The 15,722-nt window shown below is 62.5% G+C and carries 13 protein-coding genes; 1 reads left to right on the top strand and 12 read right to left on the bottom strand.

Annotated features, from left to right (window positions below; all coding sequences use genetic code 11):
- Window positions 1–198 precede the first annotated feature (198 nt).
- Window positions 199–2,928 carry a winged helix-turn-helix domain-containing protein gene (locus tag P0D96_RS30945; RefSeq protein ID WP_408181003.1) on the top strand — a complete coding sequence of 910 codons (2,730 nt, stop codon included), beginning with the start codon at window positions 199–201 and terminating at the stop codon, window positions 2,926–2,928.
- Window positions 2,929–2,971: 43 nt separating this feature from the next.
- On the opposite strand, the gene P0D96_RS30950 is transcribed toward P0D96_RS30945, so the two are convergent.
- The 12 genes from P0D96_RS30950 to P0D96_RS31005 all read right to left on the bottom strand — a co-directional run bounded on the left by P0D96_RS30950 (window position 2,972) and on the right by P0D96_RS31005 (window position 15,702).
- Window positions 2,972–4,261 (bottom strand): DUF445 domain-containing protein, encoded by a 1,290-nt coding sequence (locus P0D96_RS30950; RefSeq protein WP_408317231.1) that lies wholly within the window; start codon window positions 4,259–4,261, stop codon window positions 2,972–2,974.
- Window positions 4,258–5,091 (bottom strand): poly(3-hydroxyalkanoate) depolymerase, encoded by an 834-nt coding sequence (gene phaZ, locus P0D96_RS30955; RefSeq protein WP_408317233.1) that lies wholly within the window; start codon window positions 5,089–5,091, stop codon window positions 4,258–4,260. Before phaZ ends, P0D96_RS30950 begins: the two co-directional genes overlap by 4 nt.
- 71 nt (window positions 5,092–5,162) lie before the next feature.
- Entirely contained in the window at window positions 5,163–5,582 is a 420-nt protein-coding gene (locus tag P0D96_RS30960; protein WP_408317235.1) for a phasin family protein, read from the bottom strand.
- Window positions 5,583–5,648: 66 nt separating this feature from the next.
- Entirely contained in the window at window positions 5,649–7,364 is a 1,716-nt protein-coding gene (locus P0D96_RS30965) for an alpha/beta fold hydrolase (RefSeq protein WP_408317237.1), read from the bottom strand.
- Between the two features lie 47 nt (window positions 7,365–7,411).
- Complete coding sequence (locus P0D96_RS30970) at window positions 7,412–7,876, bottom strand: MaoC family dehydratase (protein ID WP_408180998.1); 465 nt, start codon at window positions 7,874–7,876, stop codon at window positions 7,412–7,414.
- 22 nt (window positions 7,877–7,898) lie between these two features.
- On the bottom strand, window positions 7,899–9,542 hold the full coding sequence (locus tag P0D96_RS30975) for a fatty acid--CoA ligase (protein ID WP_408180997.1): 1,644 nt from the start codon (window positions 9,540–9,542) through the stop codon (window positions 7,899–7,901).
- A 575-nt stretch (window positions 9,543–10,117) separates the two neighbouring features.
- Entirely contained in the window at window positions 10,118–11,362 is a 1,245-nt protein-coding gene (locus P0D96_RS30980; RefSeq protein ID WP_408180996.1) for an acyl-CoA dehydrogenase family protein, read from the bottom strand.
- 67 nt (window positions 11,363–11,429) lie between these two features.
- Window positions 11,430–12,194, bottom strand: coding sequence for an SDR family oxidoreductase (locus P0D96_RS30985; RefSeq protein WP_408180995.1), 765 nt, complete (start codon window positions 12,192–12,194; stop codon window positions 11,430–11,432).
- A 47-nt stretch (window positions 12,195–12,241) separates the two neighbouring features.
- Complete coding sequence (locus P0D96_RS30990) at window positions 12,242–13,258, bottom strand: phosphotransferase (RefSeq protein ID WP_408283574.1); 1,017 nt, start codon at window positions 13,256–13,258, stop codon at window positions 12,242–12,244.
- Between the two features lie 25 nt (window positions 13,259–13,283).
- Complete coding sequence (locus tag P0D96_RS30995; protein WP_408317240.1) at window positions 13,284–13,958, bottom strand: histidine phosphatase family protein; 675 nt, start codon at window positions 13,956–13,958, stop codon at window positions 13,284–13,286.
- 136 nt (window positions 13,959–14,094) lie between these two features.
- A complete protein-coding gene (locus P0D96_RS31000; protein WP_408317242.1) occupies window positions 14,095–14,994 on the bottom strand; it encodes a LysR family transcriptional regulator in 900 nt (299 codons plus the stop codon).
- Between the two features lie 78 nt (window positions 14,995–15,072).
- A complete protein-coding gene (locus P0D96_RS31005) occupies window positions 15,073–15,702 on the bottom strand; it encodes a TetR/AcrR family transcriptional regulator (RefSeq protein ID WP_408317244.1) in 630 nt (209 codons plus the stop codon).
- Between the last annotated feature and the right edge of the window lie 20 nt (window positions 15,703–15,722).

The following is a 15,722-nucleotide window of genomic DNA, read 5'->3' on the forward strand; positions in this document are numbered from 1 at the left end:
CGGGCGTGCTCGGCGACCCTGTCACGCGATAGCCGATCGGCGCGCCGCAGGATGATCCCGGTTGCACTCCGATGTCCTCCATGGAAACCATGGTGCACTCGCGAAGCGCTGCGCAATATCCCCCGTACAGGGGAGCGCGATCGCATGGACAGGGGAGCTCACCAGGGAGAACCCAAATACCCGGAGCAGTTCGTGCGTATGACCAAGGAACCCATGCACTCCGAGACGCTGCCCCTCCTGCTCGCTACGAAGGTTCTGCCGCCGCGCCTGTCGCCGGGGTTGATCGATCGTCCGCGCCTGTTCGATCTGGCGGCTCAGGCAGAGAACAGACGGCTCACCGTGATCAAGGCGCCCGCCGGCTTCGGCAAGACCTCGCTCGCGATCACCTGGCTCAACCGGCTGCGCGCCAGCGGCGCGCGCGTAGCGTGGCTATCGCTCGATGACGAAGACGACGAACCCGCGCGCTTCCTCCACCATCTCGCCCGCTCGTTGCGGCATGCCTGCAACAACGTCGGCGCGTCGGCGATCGGCCTCGCGGCCGGCAGTTCGCTGGTTCCCGCGCACGCCATCGTCTCGACGCTGATCAACGACCTCGTGGAAGTCGAGGACGAGGTATGCCTGTTCCTCGACGATTACCATCTGATCAGTCTCCCGGCGATTCACGACGCCATGTCGTTCTTCATTGCGAACGCACCGTCGCACGTGCATGTGATCGTTTGCACCCGTGCCGACTCCGCCCTGCCGCTCGCGAGACTCCGAGCGCAAAACGAACTGCTGGAAATCGACGCCTCGACACTGCGTTTCAATTTCGACGAGACGCGCTACTTTGTCGAACGCGAATGCCCTGGCAGGCTGGGCACGTCCGGCGTGAAATCGCTGCACGCGACCACGGAGGGCTGGGCGGCGGCGTTGCGCATTTCAGCGTCGGTGCTGTCCCGGGAAGAACCCAGGCCGGGTTGGGAGTCGAGTGCGCCGTCCGGCGCTTCACGACCGTTCGCCGCCTACCTCGAAGACATGCTCACGCGCTTGCCCGACGAGATGGTTTCCTTCATGCTGCGCACGGCGATACTCGAACGGTTGACGGCCCCGCTCTGCCAGGCGGTAACCGGTGTCAAGGCCAGCCAGAGCATGCTGGAAGCTATCGCCGCGCGCCAGTTGCTGCTGGAGCCGATGGATCTCGAAGGGCACTGGTTCCGCTATCACCCTCTGCTGCGCGAGTATCTGCGCCAGCGCCTCGGCACGCAGTCAGGCGACGAACTGGCGGATCTGCATCGCCGCGCGTGCCGGTGGTACGCGTCGCAGGAAAACTGGACAGACGCTGTCAGGCACGCAATAGCCGCAGGCGACACGGACGATGCGATCGCCCTGATCGGCAACTGCGCGATGGCGCTCGTCAAGAAAGGCGACTTGCTGACACTGCTCGGCTGGCAACGGCATTTTCCCGCGCACCTGATGCGCGGGCAGGTCGAGGTCACGCTGGCGATCGCCTGGGGCATGGCGCTCGCGATACGTCCGAACGATGCGCTTGCAATGCTGGATGCAATCGAGCGCGATGCGCACGCGAGCGCCGACCCCGACAGCATCCGCTGGGAATGCCGGGTGATCCGTTCGGTCGTGGTGGCGCTGCAGGACAATCCGCAAGCGGCGCTCGCGATTGCGCAGCCGTGCCTCGACCGGCCGTCGACCGATATCTGGAGCACCAATGTCGCCTCCAACGTCGTGCGTTTCGCGCACTGGAAGGCGGGCAATCTCGAAGCGCTCTACGCAACGCCGTGGATCCCCTATTCGATCGAAGAGGACCAGCGCAATGTCTTCGCTTCGACCTACCGGCTGTGCCTGCTCGGTCATGCGGAGATGCAGCAGATGCACTTCGATCTGGCCGAGCGGTATTTCACCGAGGCGATGCAGTTGGCCGAGCGTCATTCCGGTCCGCAATCCGTCTCCGCCGCGCTATGCGCACCGATGATCGCGCAGATCCGCTATGAGCAGGGCCGGCTCGACGAGGCCGAAGCGTTGCTCGTCGATCTCATGCCGGTGATCGAACTGGCGGTCCTGCTCGACAGCACGTTGATCGCCTTCCGGTTGCTCATCCGGATCGCGGCCGCGCGTTCCAATACCGTGCAGGCCTATGCGCTGCTCAATCAGGGCGAGGCGCTCGGTCACGCGCGCCACTGGAACCGGCTGATCGCGGGCGGCCTCGTCGAGCGCACGCGGCTCTATCTGCTGGAAGGACGCATTGCGGAAGCCGCGGGATGTGTCGCGCAACTGGAGCATCTCGCCGCTCCCGGCCCCGCTGGTTCGCCTGCCGTCTCGCCGGAGATCGGAACCTACCGCTCGCTCGCGGCGGCCTATCTCGCGATGGCGCAGAAGCGGACACAAGACGGCATTGAAATCGTCAGGGCCGCGTTGGAGGTCGTCGACGCACGGCACGAGACCTATCTCGCGCTGCGCCTGCGAAGCGTGCTCGCCCTGATCTGCCTGGGTGCCGACGAACGCGACCGCGCCGTCGAGATCTTTCGCGATCTCCTGAAGGAGGCTGCGGCCGCGGGCATCTACCAGTCGATCATCGACTTGTTTCCGGAAGTCGGCGCGCTGCTGCAGGCCGTTCGCGACGACACGCGCGCGACCGCGCAGACGAAGGCACTGCTGTGCTATGTGGATCGCCTGCTCGACGGCTGGCGGGCGCTGTACCAGCCCGGCAGCAAATCCGCGCGGGACACCGAACGGGAAGCGCTCAGCGCACGTGAACGCAACATCGTCGACCTGATCGCCGACGGGCAGTCGAACAAGGAAATCGCGCGCACCCTCGGCATCGCGCCGGAAACCGTCAAGTCCCATGTGAAGAGCATCTTCGTGAAGCTCTCGGTCGACAAGCGCGCGCAAGCCGTTGCGCGCGCGCAGGCGCTGGGACTCGTGAAGCAAGCCTAACAGGCGGTTCACGCATTTTCGACGAGCCACTCGCTCATGCGTGTCACCGCGTGATCACGAGTGCGGCCGCATGGAGCAGCACACCGACCGTGCCGCCCACGAACGTGCCGTTGATCCGGATGTATTGCAGATCGCGGCCAATTTCCGCTTCGATCTTCCCGCTCACTTCGTCCGCGTTCCAGCTTTTTACGACGTCGGTGATCAGCGCCGACAGCTCGCGCCGATAGCGCACGATCAGCTCGTGGGCCAGCGCGAGCCACCAGGCGTTCAGCTTGTGCTGAATCGCCGGATCGCTGCCCACACCTCTCGCGAGCGACACCAGCATGCCCGCCAGCGCGCCGCGCAGCGCCGAATGTTCGTGCGCGAGATCGGCGCTCACGCGTGTGCACACGTAGTCGAGCAGCACGCGATACGAGTCCTCGTTTCTGAAGTAGCGAATGCAGTCGCGCATCAATGATTTGCCGACGCGGCGATGCACCGCCGAGGTCTGCAACTGGACAATCAGGTCCTGCACCGCGTCGTCGAACTGATGGCGAAGCTCATGATCGGGATTCGCCGCCACGTCATGAAGCAGCGCGATGATGCCTTCGACGAATTTCCTGACGATGTACGTATCGAGCGGCACGGGCGTGTATCTCGAGGCCGCGCTGAATCTGGCCTTGATCATGTCCACGTTGGCCGTCAGCCACTTCTCCAGCGCCAGCAGCCCGTGGTCCAGCAGCGGCTGATGGCGGCCTCCGTCCGTCAGCACTTTCAGCACGCTGCCGGCCGCACGTGAGACATCGAACGCACGCAATTGCGGTATCACCATACGCTCGAAGAAGCGTTCGACGTCCGCTTCGTCTATCCCGTTCAGCAATCCCGGCAGCGAATCCGCGACGACATCGGCGATTGCCCGGCTGTTGGCCGGGACGGCAAGCCACTGCGCCAGCGCCTGCGCGGCGTTATGGCCGCTCAGTTTGCCGATGATGAGCTCGGGCGTCAGGAAATTCTCTTCGACGAAGTTGCCGAGACTCTCGGCGATCCGCTGCTGGTTCTGCGGAATGATCGCCGTATGCGGGACCGGCAGACCGAACGGCCGCCGGAACAGCGCGACGACCGCATACCAGTCCGCGATCGCGCCGACCGTGCCCGCTTCCGCAAACGCTCGCAACCATGCCAGCCACGGATACTCACTCTGCCAAACCAGGGACATGAGCAGCAGCGCGATCAGCACCGCGAGCAACCACGTCGCGGTTAGCCGCATCCGCTTCAGGCGCTGCGTTTTCAGGTACTCCGGCGCGTCGGCCGCGGCACGCCGCGCACCTTCGTCGCCATTCGCGACGGCACTCAACCCGCCTCCTGCCGCAGAAACCGGCGCACTACGGGAGCGACCTCCCTGGCGCGCGTGATGAGGAACAGGTGGCCGTCGTCGATTACATAGAGCGTCGCGTGGGGGATGCGGGCGGCGAGAATCTTCGCGTTGGTGAGCGGGACGATGGGATCGTCGTTGCCGTGCATCACGAGCGTCGTCTGACGCAACGCGCCGAGCCAGGGCAGGCTGCTCCAGCCCGAAGCGGCCAGCAACTGGTAGAGGTAACCGCGCCCGCGGGGCGCCTGAATGTGCCGCGCGTGATCGCGCAGCAACGACGGATTCCGCCGGTACGCACCACCGTAGATTTCCGCGCCCACCTCCTGAAGATAGGCCGGGTCGGTATAGCGGCGCGGTCCGATCAGCTTCGACAGCACCGACAGTTTCGCCGGCACCATGATGACGCCCGGCGAGGTTGCCGCGAGAATCAGCCGGCGGCAACGCGCCGGATAGAGACGCGCGAACTGTTGCGCAAGCGCGCCGCCCCACGACACGCCGAGCACGTCGACGGTTCCGTCGTAGCCGAGCCGCGATAGCAGCCGCTCGCTCAGCACGGACAGTGTCGAGAAGCGATACGGCACGACGGGCGCGGGCGAGCCGCCCACGCCGGGGACGTCGAAGATGATCACGCTCACGTCCTCGAGCGCGGCGACGAACGGTTCCACCAGTTCGAGGTTGGCGCCGATGCCGTTGAAAATGAGCAGCGGCGGCGACGCGTCGCTGCCCTGTCGCGTCGCGACACGCAACAACTGGCCGTTGAGATCGACCATCTGGATTTGCATGCCGCCGACAGACGCGGGGGTGGGTTCCATATCTATCATCCGGAGGACCCTCTGGTGGAGCGTGACATCGGGGATTGGGCGCGCCGCATCGCGAGCTCGCCTTACTTCTTCGGCTGCAGCAGCGTCTTCAATTCCTCGACGTGTTCCGCGACGCGCTTCGTGACCACCGCAACGCTGTCCGACTGCGCGCGATACGCCGTGTCGGCGAGTTCCTGCATGTCGGTCAGCGCCTTGTGCAATGCCTGCTGAACCACTTCGCCGGCGTTCGCGGGCTGGCCGCCCGACGCGCTCAGGCGACCGACCAACGACTGCAGTTCGGTGAGCGTCGTTCGCAGAATGTCCGCCTGCTTGCTCGCCAGCGACTGGACGCCGGCGAGTGCGGTGGTGTTGGCCTCGGCGAGCGCCTCGATGTCCTTGCGGCGCGATTCGAGGATCGCGCCGGTGTCGATACCCGGCAACTTGAACTGACTGATGAGCTTCGTGTACTCGGTGAAAATGCTGTTGGCGTTGGTTGAATCCATGATCGTCTCTCCAAAAAAATTTGCATCGGGAAAAGGCTGGCCATCACCCGGCCAAAAGGGTGTGCGTCATGCTTCCATCACATAGGTGCCTGGCGCCTTGACGCCTGCCGGGTGCCGCTCGTTACCGGGCGCGGCCGGCGCCGCGCGCCGTTCGCCGGACCGCTCGCGCAGCCAGTCCGTCCAATTGCCCCACCACGAATCTTTCTGCGCCTGCGCGCCGGCCAGCCATGCGTCGGCATTCGCCGGCAAGCCGGAATTGACGAAGAACTTCGCCTTCGGATTGCCGGGCGGGTTGATCAGGCTCTGGATGTGCCCGCTCGAACTCAGCACGAACCGCGTGTCGCCGCCGAACGTGCGCGCCGTGTTGTACACGCCTTTCCACGGCGTGATGTGATCCGTCATGCCCGCCACCACGTACTTGTCGCAGGCGACGCCGGACAGGTCGATCGGCGTGCCCAGCACCGACAGCGCGCGCGGCTTGCTGAACAGGTTGCCCACGAAGATGTCGAGCAACTGGCCATGCATGCGCGCCGGCAACCGGGTCGCGTCGTTGTTCCAGTAGAGAATGTCGAACGCGGGCGGCGTCTTGCCCAGCAGATAGTTGTTCACCCAGTAGTTCCACACCAGATCGTTGGGCCGCATCCATGCGAACACGCGCCCCATCTCTTCGCCGGCGAGCACACCCTTCGACAGACTGTTCTGTTTCGCCGCCGCAATGGCTTCGGGCGTGGCGAAGAGGCCGAGCTGCGAGTCCGCCTTGTTGTCCAGCACGGCCACCATCAGCGTCGCGGCGTTGACGGCCGTTTCGCCGCGGGCCGCGAGGTGACCGAGCAGCGCGGAGATCGTCATGGCACCGGAACACGCGCCGTGCAGATTGACATCGTCGCTGCCGGTGATGTCGCGCACCGCCGCGATCGCTTCGAGGAGCGCGCCGACGTACGTGTCGAGATCCCAGTGGCTCTGCGCCGCGGTCGGATTGCGCCAGCTCACCATGAACACCTGAAACTCGCTCTTGACGAGGTAGTCCACGATGCTCTTACCCTCGGACAGATCGAACACATAAAACTTGTTGATCTGCGGCGGCACGATCAATTGCGGGCGGCTGTAGACCTGCGCGGTCGCCGGCGCATACTGGATCAGTTCGAGCACCTCGTTGCGAAACACCACCGCTCCCGGCGTCGTGCCGAGATTCTTGCCCACCTCGAACGCGGTCTTGTCGACCTGCGCGGGCATGCCCTGGTTCTGCAGCAAGTCGGTCATGAGGTTCTTCACGCCGCCAATGAGGCTCGCGCCGCCCGAATCGACGATCTTTTTCAACGCCTCAGGATTGCCGAACAGCGTGTTCGTCGGCGACAGCGCCTCGGTGAACAGCGACATCACGAACTGCGCGCGCTCCTTCGATTTCGGGTCCAGCGCGGAGCGCTCGATAAATCCGGAGAGCGCGTTGCGCCATGCCAGGTAGCTCTCCAGCGTGACGCGATAGAGCGAGTTGTCGCGCCAGGCGGGGTCGGCAAAACGCTTGTCGCGCTGCGGCGACGCGTCCGCTCCGTTGCGGACGCCACCGTACAGCACGGCGATCAGTTCACGCACGAGCGCCGCTTCCTGCTCGAGAACCAGCGCGGGCTGCCGCAGCGCCTGCGCGCCGATCTGCTGCGCGGTCGCCAGAATGTCGCTCGGGCGCAGCCCGACGAACGGGTTGGGACCGAGCATGCCTTCGGCGGCCGATGCCGCGAGATCGTCCGTCTGATCGTTTCGCGACGCGTTGTCAGTTGTCTCCGCCATCTTGATGCTCCTCGAACGACGCTTTACTTTGTCAACAGTAGTAGAGGTCATGCCACCAGCATCGCCAGTGACTCGGCGATCAGCGCCGGCTTGTCCTCGCCCTCGATCTGCAACTCGTTCATCGTCTTCACGATGATCCGGCCGCCGCCCTTCATCTCCACGGACACGAGGGTCACGCGGTTGCGCACCCGCGCGCCGGCCTTCACCGGCGTCATGAAGCGCACCTTGTCCAGCCCGTAGTTGAGGCCGGCCGACGCGTCCTCGGGAATGAGCCCGATCTCGATGGCCAGTGCGGCAAGCAGCGAGAGCGTCAGATAGCCGTGTGCGATCGTGCCGCCGAACGGGCTTTCGCGTTTCGCGCGCTCCACGTCCACGTGAATCCACTGCCGGTCGCCCGTGCATTGCGCGAACGCGTCGATGCGTGTCTGATCGACCGTGACCCAGTCCGACACGCCCAGCTCGCGGCCGACGAATTCGTCGATCGTCGCGATGCGATATTCGTTGATGCTCATCGTGCCTGCTCCTCGTGACCGGTTAGGCGAACTGCGCTCGCAACCACTTCTTGTTCATCTTGCCGACGCTCGTCTTCTCCAGCGAGTCGATGAATTTCACGACCTGCGGCACCGCGTACTTCGAGATCTTCCCGGTGTGGGTGAACTTGAGAACGTGCTGCTTGATGTCGTCCTCGGTGAGCGTGGCGCCCGCCTTGAGCACCACCAGCGCCACGGGCCTTTCGCCCCACTTCTCGTCCTTGATGCCGATCACGGCGACTTCCGAGACAGCCGGATGCAGCGAGATCAGGCTTTCGATTTCGAGCGACGAGACCCATTCGCCGCCGGACTTGATCACGTCCTTGATGCGGTCGGTGATCTGCAGATTGCCGGTCGTGTCGATGTTCGCGATGTCCTGCGTGTGCAGGTAGCCGCCTGCCCAGAGCTGTTCCGACGCTTCCGCGTTGCCGAAGTATCCCTGGGTCAGCCACGGGGCGCGCACGACGATCTCGCCATAGGCCTTGCCGTCGTGAACGACGTCCTGCATCGATTCGTCGACGATCCGCAGATCGACGAGCGGAACTGCCAGGCCAGTTTTGCAGCGCAGGCGCACCTGCTCTTCGGTGTCGAGTTGCTCATACCCCGGCGGAAGCTGCGCGAGACTCAGGACGGGACCAGTCTCGGACATGCCATAGCCGGTGAACACGTCAATGCCACGCTCCAATGCGGCATGGGCGATGCCGTGCGGCAGCGCGCTTCCGCCGATCACGATCTTCCATTTGCTGAAATCCGCGGACTTCGACTCCGGGCAGTTCAGCACCATGTGGAGGATCGTGCTCACGCAATGCGAGAACGTGACGCCCTCGTCGCGCAACAGCTTTACCAGTCGCTCGGGCACATAACGGCCCGGATAGACCTGCTTCACGCCCAACACCGTCGCGATGTACGGCATGCCCCATGCGTGCACATGGAACATCGGCGTCAGCGGCATATAGACGTCGCCGCGATGAAAGCGCTGTCCCGACACCGGGCTTGCGAGCGCTGCCATCAGCGTGATGGTGTGCAGCACCAGTTGACGATGCGAGAAATACACGCCCTTGGGCAGGCCGGTCGTGCCAGTCGTATAGAACGTGGTGGCGCGGGTGTTTTCGTCGAAGTCTGGAAAGTCGTAGCTCGTGGCACTCGCCGCCAGCATCGCTTCGTATTCCGTCGCGAACGGAATGGTGTGCTCGAACGCCTCGCTGTCCGGCTCTTCGATTCGCACGAATGCGCGCACCGTTTCGAGCTGATCTTTGATCGCTTCCACCACGGGCAGAAAATCGGCGTGAACGAACAGCACTTCGGCACGCGCGTGATTGATCGTGTAGACGATCTCCGCCGGCGAGAGCCGCACGTTGACCGTCTGCAACACGGCGCCCATCATCGGCACGGCGAAGTAGCTTTCCAGATAACGATGACTGTCCCAGTCCATCACCGCGACCGTGCTGCCGTGGCGCACGCCCAACCCGGCGAGACCATTGGCGAGCCGTGCGATCCGTTCCTGCAACTGGCTGTAGGTCATGCGCAACTGGTTGCGGTAGACGATTTCCTGATTCGGCGCCTGGGCGAACGGCGTGTGCAGCAGATTCTTGATCAGCAACGGATAGGCGTAGGCGGATGGCGCCGCGTTCTGTACGGTGTCCTGCATCTGTGTCTCCTCGCATCTATGAATGGATAGCGGGCCGGCACCGGCTTGTCGTTGCATCTCGCATACGGTGGCGTCCCCGAGTAGTGCCATGATCGCGGCGATCGGGCATCCGGGACCATCCCCTGAACGGGGGAGATCGATGGGGCGCCGGCCGGTTCAAGCCCCAGTTCACGGAACGCGATCGTGCCGTTCGGGGCAATCTAGGAGGGCCGCGCCCGCCTGCGCCAACTGCCGCGCGAATGGGTCGTCGACGGCGCGCAACGCGGCGACGGGGACCGTCAGGAGCGGCTCGGCAGATTGGAGGCAGAGGGTGAGAGGACCGTGGGAGCGGTTTTGGACGCACCGGTCTTTCCGATGCTTGATTTGGCGGATCGCACAGGTCGGGCGATCTTTGAAAACGTACTCGCCACCGATCCTTCAGAAGAGACGCGGTCTCTGCTGAGTGGGTCGGAGGACGACGGCCAGATGCCGTGCTAACACGTTGGCGTATTCATTGCCCGAAGCGTCACATGCGCGGTGACTGGGGCGACGTTGCATCGCCCCGCAAGGGATGTTTGAAAGACCCGGCCTATGCCCTACACCGGCATCATCAAGTAGGGGTTCTCGCTTCCCGGCTCGTATCGCTGGGCCTTGATTTCCATGCGAGCGATGCTCTGCAGGTGCACCTCATCCGGGCCATCGGCAAAGCGCAGCGCCCGCCCCCAGGTCCAACTATCCGCCAGCGGCGTATCGGGACTCAGCCCCATCGCGCCGAACACCTGCATCGCCCGGTCGCAAACGGCGGTATGAACGCCCGGCACGAGCGCCTTGATCATCGAAATTTCCTTGCGCGCTTCCTTCGCGCCCACGTTATCGATCATCCACGCGGCTTTCAGAACAAGCAGCCTCGCCTGATCGATCTCGATTCGCGACTTCGCGATCCATTCGCCAACCGTACCTTGCTCATGCAGCATCTTGCCGAATGCCGTGCGCGCCTGAGCCCGTTCCACCATCAACTCGAGCGCCAGTTCGGCGGCGCCGATCGAACGCATACAGTGGTGAATCCGTCCCGGTCCAAGGCGCGCCTGGGCGAGTGCAAAGCCGCTTCCCTCTTCGCCTAGCAGATTCGACCGAGGTACGCGCACGCCTTTGAACTCGATCTCGCAGTGTCCTTCCGGCGCCACGTGATTGACCACCGTGATATTGCGGATCATCTTGACGCCCGGCGTATCGCGAGGCACGAGAATCATGCTTTGCTGACGGTGGGCCGGTGCGTCAGGATCCGTTTTCCCCATCACGATGAAGAGCTTGCAATTCGGGTGCGCCGCGTTCGTGATGAACCACTTTCGGCCATCGATGACATAGTCGTCTCCGTCACGACGAATCGACGTGGTGATATTGGTCGCGTCCGAGGAAGCCACCGCCGGCTCTGTCATCGCAAACGCCGAGCGGATCATGCCGTCGAGTAGAGGCTCGAGCCACTCTTCGCGCTGAGCCGGTGTGGCAAACATATGGAGCAGTTCCATATTGCCCGTGTCCGGAGCGTTGCAGTTGAATACCTCGGATGCCCACGACACGCGCCCCATGATCTCGGCCAACGGGGCGTACTCGAGATTGGTCAGCCGGGTGCCTGGCTCGTCATCCCGCAGATGCGGAAGGAAAAGATTCCAGAGGCCTTCCGCACGCGCCTGTTCCTTCAAGCTCTCCATGAAGGAAACCGGATATTGCCCCGCGCTCACTTCTTCGTGCCATTGCCGGATGCGCGGAACGATATGCGTGTCCATGAACGCGCGCACCTGCGTGCGCAGCGCTTCCATTTTCGGGTTATATGAAAAATCCATTTTGATCTTCCTGATTCCTGGTAAATGTCATCGATGCATCGTCCAATACCGCGCATCGACCTGGTGACTAAATCGTCAATCCACCGTCGACGACAATGCACTCCCCATTGGTGTAGCTCGCGGCGTCGGAGACCAGATAAAGCACGGTACCGGCCATCTCGCGAGGCTCCGCGTGACGGCGCAGCGGAATTTTGGACATCCAGCTTTCATAGATGGCCTGATCGTCGAACAGCGCGCCGGCAAACCTGGTTTTGGTCAAGCCTGGGAGCAGCGCATTCACCCGAATCCCCAACGGCCCACACTCCTTCGCGAATGCCCGTGTCATGTTGACGACGGCGGCTTTCGTGATCGAGTAGATCCCTTGCTTGTCGCCCGGCTGTAACGCGTTGACGGAAGCCGTGTTGACGATCGCGCCGCCGCCGTTCTCCCGCATCAACTTGCCAGCCTCTACGGACATGAAGAAGTAACCGCGCAAGTTGACTTCCACGGTCTTTTCAAACGACGCCAGATCGGTATCGAGAATGTGGCCGAAATAGGGATTCGTCGCCGCGTTGTTGACCAGGATATCCAGACGACCATGCCGCGCACGAATATGCTGGAAGATTGCGAGAATGTCCTCGACACGACCAACGTGGCAGGGTTTTGCCTCCGCACTCCCGCCTGCGTTGTTGATCTCGCTCGCCACCGCCTCGCAATCTTCGAGCTTGCGGCTCGACACGATGACGTGGGCGCCCTGCTCGGCGAGCAGCCTGGCAATCTCCTCCCCGATACCTCGGCTGGCGCCAGTCACCAGTGCAATCTTTCCTTTCAGACTAAATAAATTAGTAGTCACAATCTGCCTCCATGTGTTTTTTAAAGTTTCCAGTCTTGCGCGTGCCGTCAGATCAGGTCAACGCCCATCTTCGCAAGCGCCCCTGCCATCTCCCCGACCTGGCGCGCCTTGTCATTCGACGCATTGCCGCCCAGAGCCCGCTTCTTTACGCCCTGCGCGATGGCGGCAAGTCGGAAGAAACTGAACGCAAGATAGAAGTTCCAGTTCTCAATCGATGCAATACTCCGCAGCCGGCAATATTGTTCGATGATCGCCGCCTCATCCGGCACGCCCAACTCCGCTCTGTTCAATCCCTCAAGCCCGGCGATATGACCGTTGGGAGGCAGTCGCAAGCACATGCAAAAGTAAGCGAGGTCGGCTAGAGGATTACCGAGCGTGGAGAGTTCCCAGTCGAGAACCGCGCGAACCTGCGACGAGCCGCGCGTGAAGATAAGGTTGTCGATACGAAAATCGCCGTGCACGAGCGAAGGCTTGCCGGCTTCGACGGGACAGTGCGCCGGCAACCACGCGATCAGTGCCTCGATCGATTCCAGCACGTCGGTCTGCGCGGCTCGATACTGTTTGGTCCATACGTCGATCTGGCGCGCGAAATAATTTCCGGGGCGACCATAGTCGGCTAAACCGACAGCCTCGACATCCACGTCGTGGAGGGCCGCCATCGTCCCCAGCAGAGCATCGTAGATGGCGCCGCGCTCTCCGACGGGCACTTCCGGCAACGCCGGATTCCAGAAGATGCGCCCGTCCTCGAAACTCATGACGTAAAACATGCTGCCGATAACGTCACGATCCTCGCAAAGATGAAATGCGCGCGCGACAGGGACCGGCGTTTGACCGAGCGCCGTTAGCACGCGGAATTCACGGTCGACCGCATGCGCGGACTTGAGCAGCATTCCGGGCGGCTGACGCCGCAAAACATAGCTGCCGCTGCGCGCCTTCAGGAGAAACGTTGGATTGGATTGTCCGCCAACAAATTTCTCGACGGACAACGGCCCTTGAAACCCGGGCACGTGCGCCGTCAAATAACGCGTGAGTTTTTCGATGTCGAATTGAAGGCCAGTATTCATAGTGTTGCGGGAGTCCCGATTCGAATCAACCATAGGTGACGAATTCGTGCCTCTCGATAGGGTCGAGATGAGGCAGCGAGTTGAAACTGACTAGCGACATTGCGGTGTCATTAAAGACATATTGGCAAACGCTGCTATTTCGAATCTGCAGGTTGAGCGCAATGGCGGCGGCCGCCGGCGCCTGCAGAATCTGCTGGGCAAAGACGGCAATCGGACCACCGGAACTCACCACCAGGACCCGTCTGCCGCCCGCTCGCTGGATTGCGAGACGCGAGCGCTCGACGCGCGCCTGGAACTGTTGCCACGTTTCGGGAACCGGCCCGGGCAAGAGATCGTCGGACCAAAGTTGCAGCGCCTTCTTGAGCCGTTTGTAGAAGTTCTTCTTCGAACTTTCCGCAGAAGAGCCCGACACAAACTCGTCTTCGCCAAGAGCCGCAAACAAGGCCTGGAAATCGTATTCGTTCAAACCCGCGTCTTGCACGACCTCGACTTGCAAACCTGGCATCGCTGCGAGAATTGCGTCAGCGGTTTGCTCATGCCGTCGCATCGCGCCGATGACAACCCGATCGAACTCCAATGTGCTCTGCGCGAAGTGCTCTCCGAGCCATCGTGATTGCGTATAACCGGTAGGTGATAGTTCGTCATAGTTGTCCGCGCCGAACGACGCCTGACCATGCCGCACAAGGTAGAGTTCCGCCATGCCATCCTCGTCTAAACATGACTAGAACAATACCGAGCCCCGCTTCATTCAGGAAATTTATTGTTGTGATAGCTGCCGATAACTTTTCGTGACACCTGGTGTGTACTCTTCGATAGCCTCGACTCGGGTCGTCCGGCTAGGCGTTCGCTTCCCGCATGAGACCGCCGATCTGCTCGCGTAGCCAACGGTGTGCGGGATCCCCCGTGACGCTTCGGTGCCAGTAGCAATGTGACTCGAGATTGGGGAGGTCGAACGGCAGCTCCAGGATGCGCGCGTCATAACGCTGAAGGAGCGTGAGAGGTGCGGTAAGGACGAGATCGGTCCGCATCGCGATCAAGGGCGCGACCAGATAGTGCTGGACCCGAGTCTGGATCGAGCGCCTGAGACCCAGCTTGTTGAGTTCCGCGTCGACGAGACCGGGCCCCTGCCGCCGGCTGGACACGTGGATGTGACCGAACCCGAGGTAATCATCGATGGTTAGCTTCTTCTTCGAAAACGGGTGGTCCTGACGCAGCATGCAGGCATACCGGTCCCGGCTCAACGGCTCCTGCTCGAGGTATGGGTCGTCAAGCAGAGGCGCATCGATCGCGAGATTGACCGCGCCACTCGTCAATGCTTCGGGCACCTCTCTGCGCGTCGTGAAATAGCTCTCGATGCGTATGCCGGGTGCGAGACGCTGCAGAACTTCCTCCAGCGCAGGAAGCAGCAACGCCTCGGTCAGGTCGTTCATGCTAAGCCGGAACGTCCGTTCCGACGACGCCGGATCGAATAGTTCGCCGGCATGGGTACTCGAATCGAGCAGCAGCAGTGCCTCGCGGACGCGCTCAATGATGTTTTCGGAAACCGGCGTCGGTACCATGCCGGCCGACGTGCTCACAAAGAGTTGATCGTCGAACGTCTTGCGCATCCGCGCCAATGCATTGCTGACAGCAGGCTGCGTGATGAATAGCATCTCCGCTGCACGCGTCAGGTTTCGCGTTTTATAGACTGCTTCGAAAACAACGAACAGATTCAGGTCGATCTTTGATAGACGCATTGTCGGGTTCCCTGACGCCACCTGGAGTGGTAGTCCCTCTTTCGCACGCGAGTACGCCGTTCAAACGCGGCCAGAAAATCAGCGCTTGCCCCGCCCCTCTTCCAGCGCGAATTTGTCGAGCAGCATCTGACGATTCGCGTTCAGTATTTCCTCTCCGAGTTGGGGATTGGCGTCGGCTACCGCCCGCGACAGGATGAGCGCACCGACCATCTCGCTGTAGAACGCGATTGCCTCGCGGCGCGCTTCATCCATATCTCCGCTTTCGGCGCGCTGTTCCGCGACGAGCGCTGTCAACGTTTCAAGCATCGTTTGCAAGCCGCTTGCAAAGTGCGACTGTGCCTCATGCCCAAGCCGGCGCACGTCAGCGGTGAGGCCGGCTATCGCGCAACCCTGCTCGATATCGCTGCAATGCGTGCCAGACAGGTAAAAATCCACCTGTCGCTTCAGGCGATTCCCGCCTGGCTCGAGCGGCGTGGCAATGGCGTCTGTCAGGTCGCGGTTGGACTTGTCCATCGCAGTCGCCACGACTTCAGCGGCCAGCGCCTCCTTCGATTCGAAGTGGTTGTAGAACCCGCCCTGGGTAAAGCCCGCGGCCTTCATCAGCGCGCTCAGGCCCACACCATCGATTCCATGCGCACGGAACAGCTTCTCCGAAGCCGCAATGATGGTCTTCCGGTTCTCCACCGCCTGCTGTTTTGAAACGCCCATCGCTCAATGCTCCCACGCCG

Source organism: Paraburkholderia sp. RL17-347-BIC-D (assembly GCF_046027915.1).
Classification (GTDB): Bacteria; Pseudomonadota; Gammaproteobacteria; order Burkholderiales; family Burkholderiaceae; genus Paraburkholderia.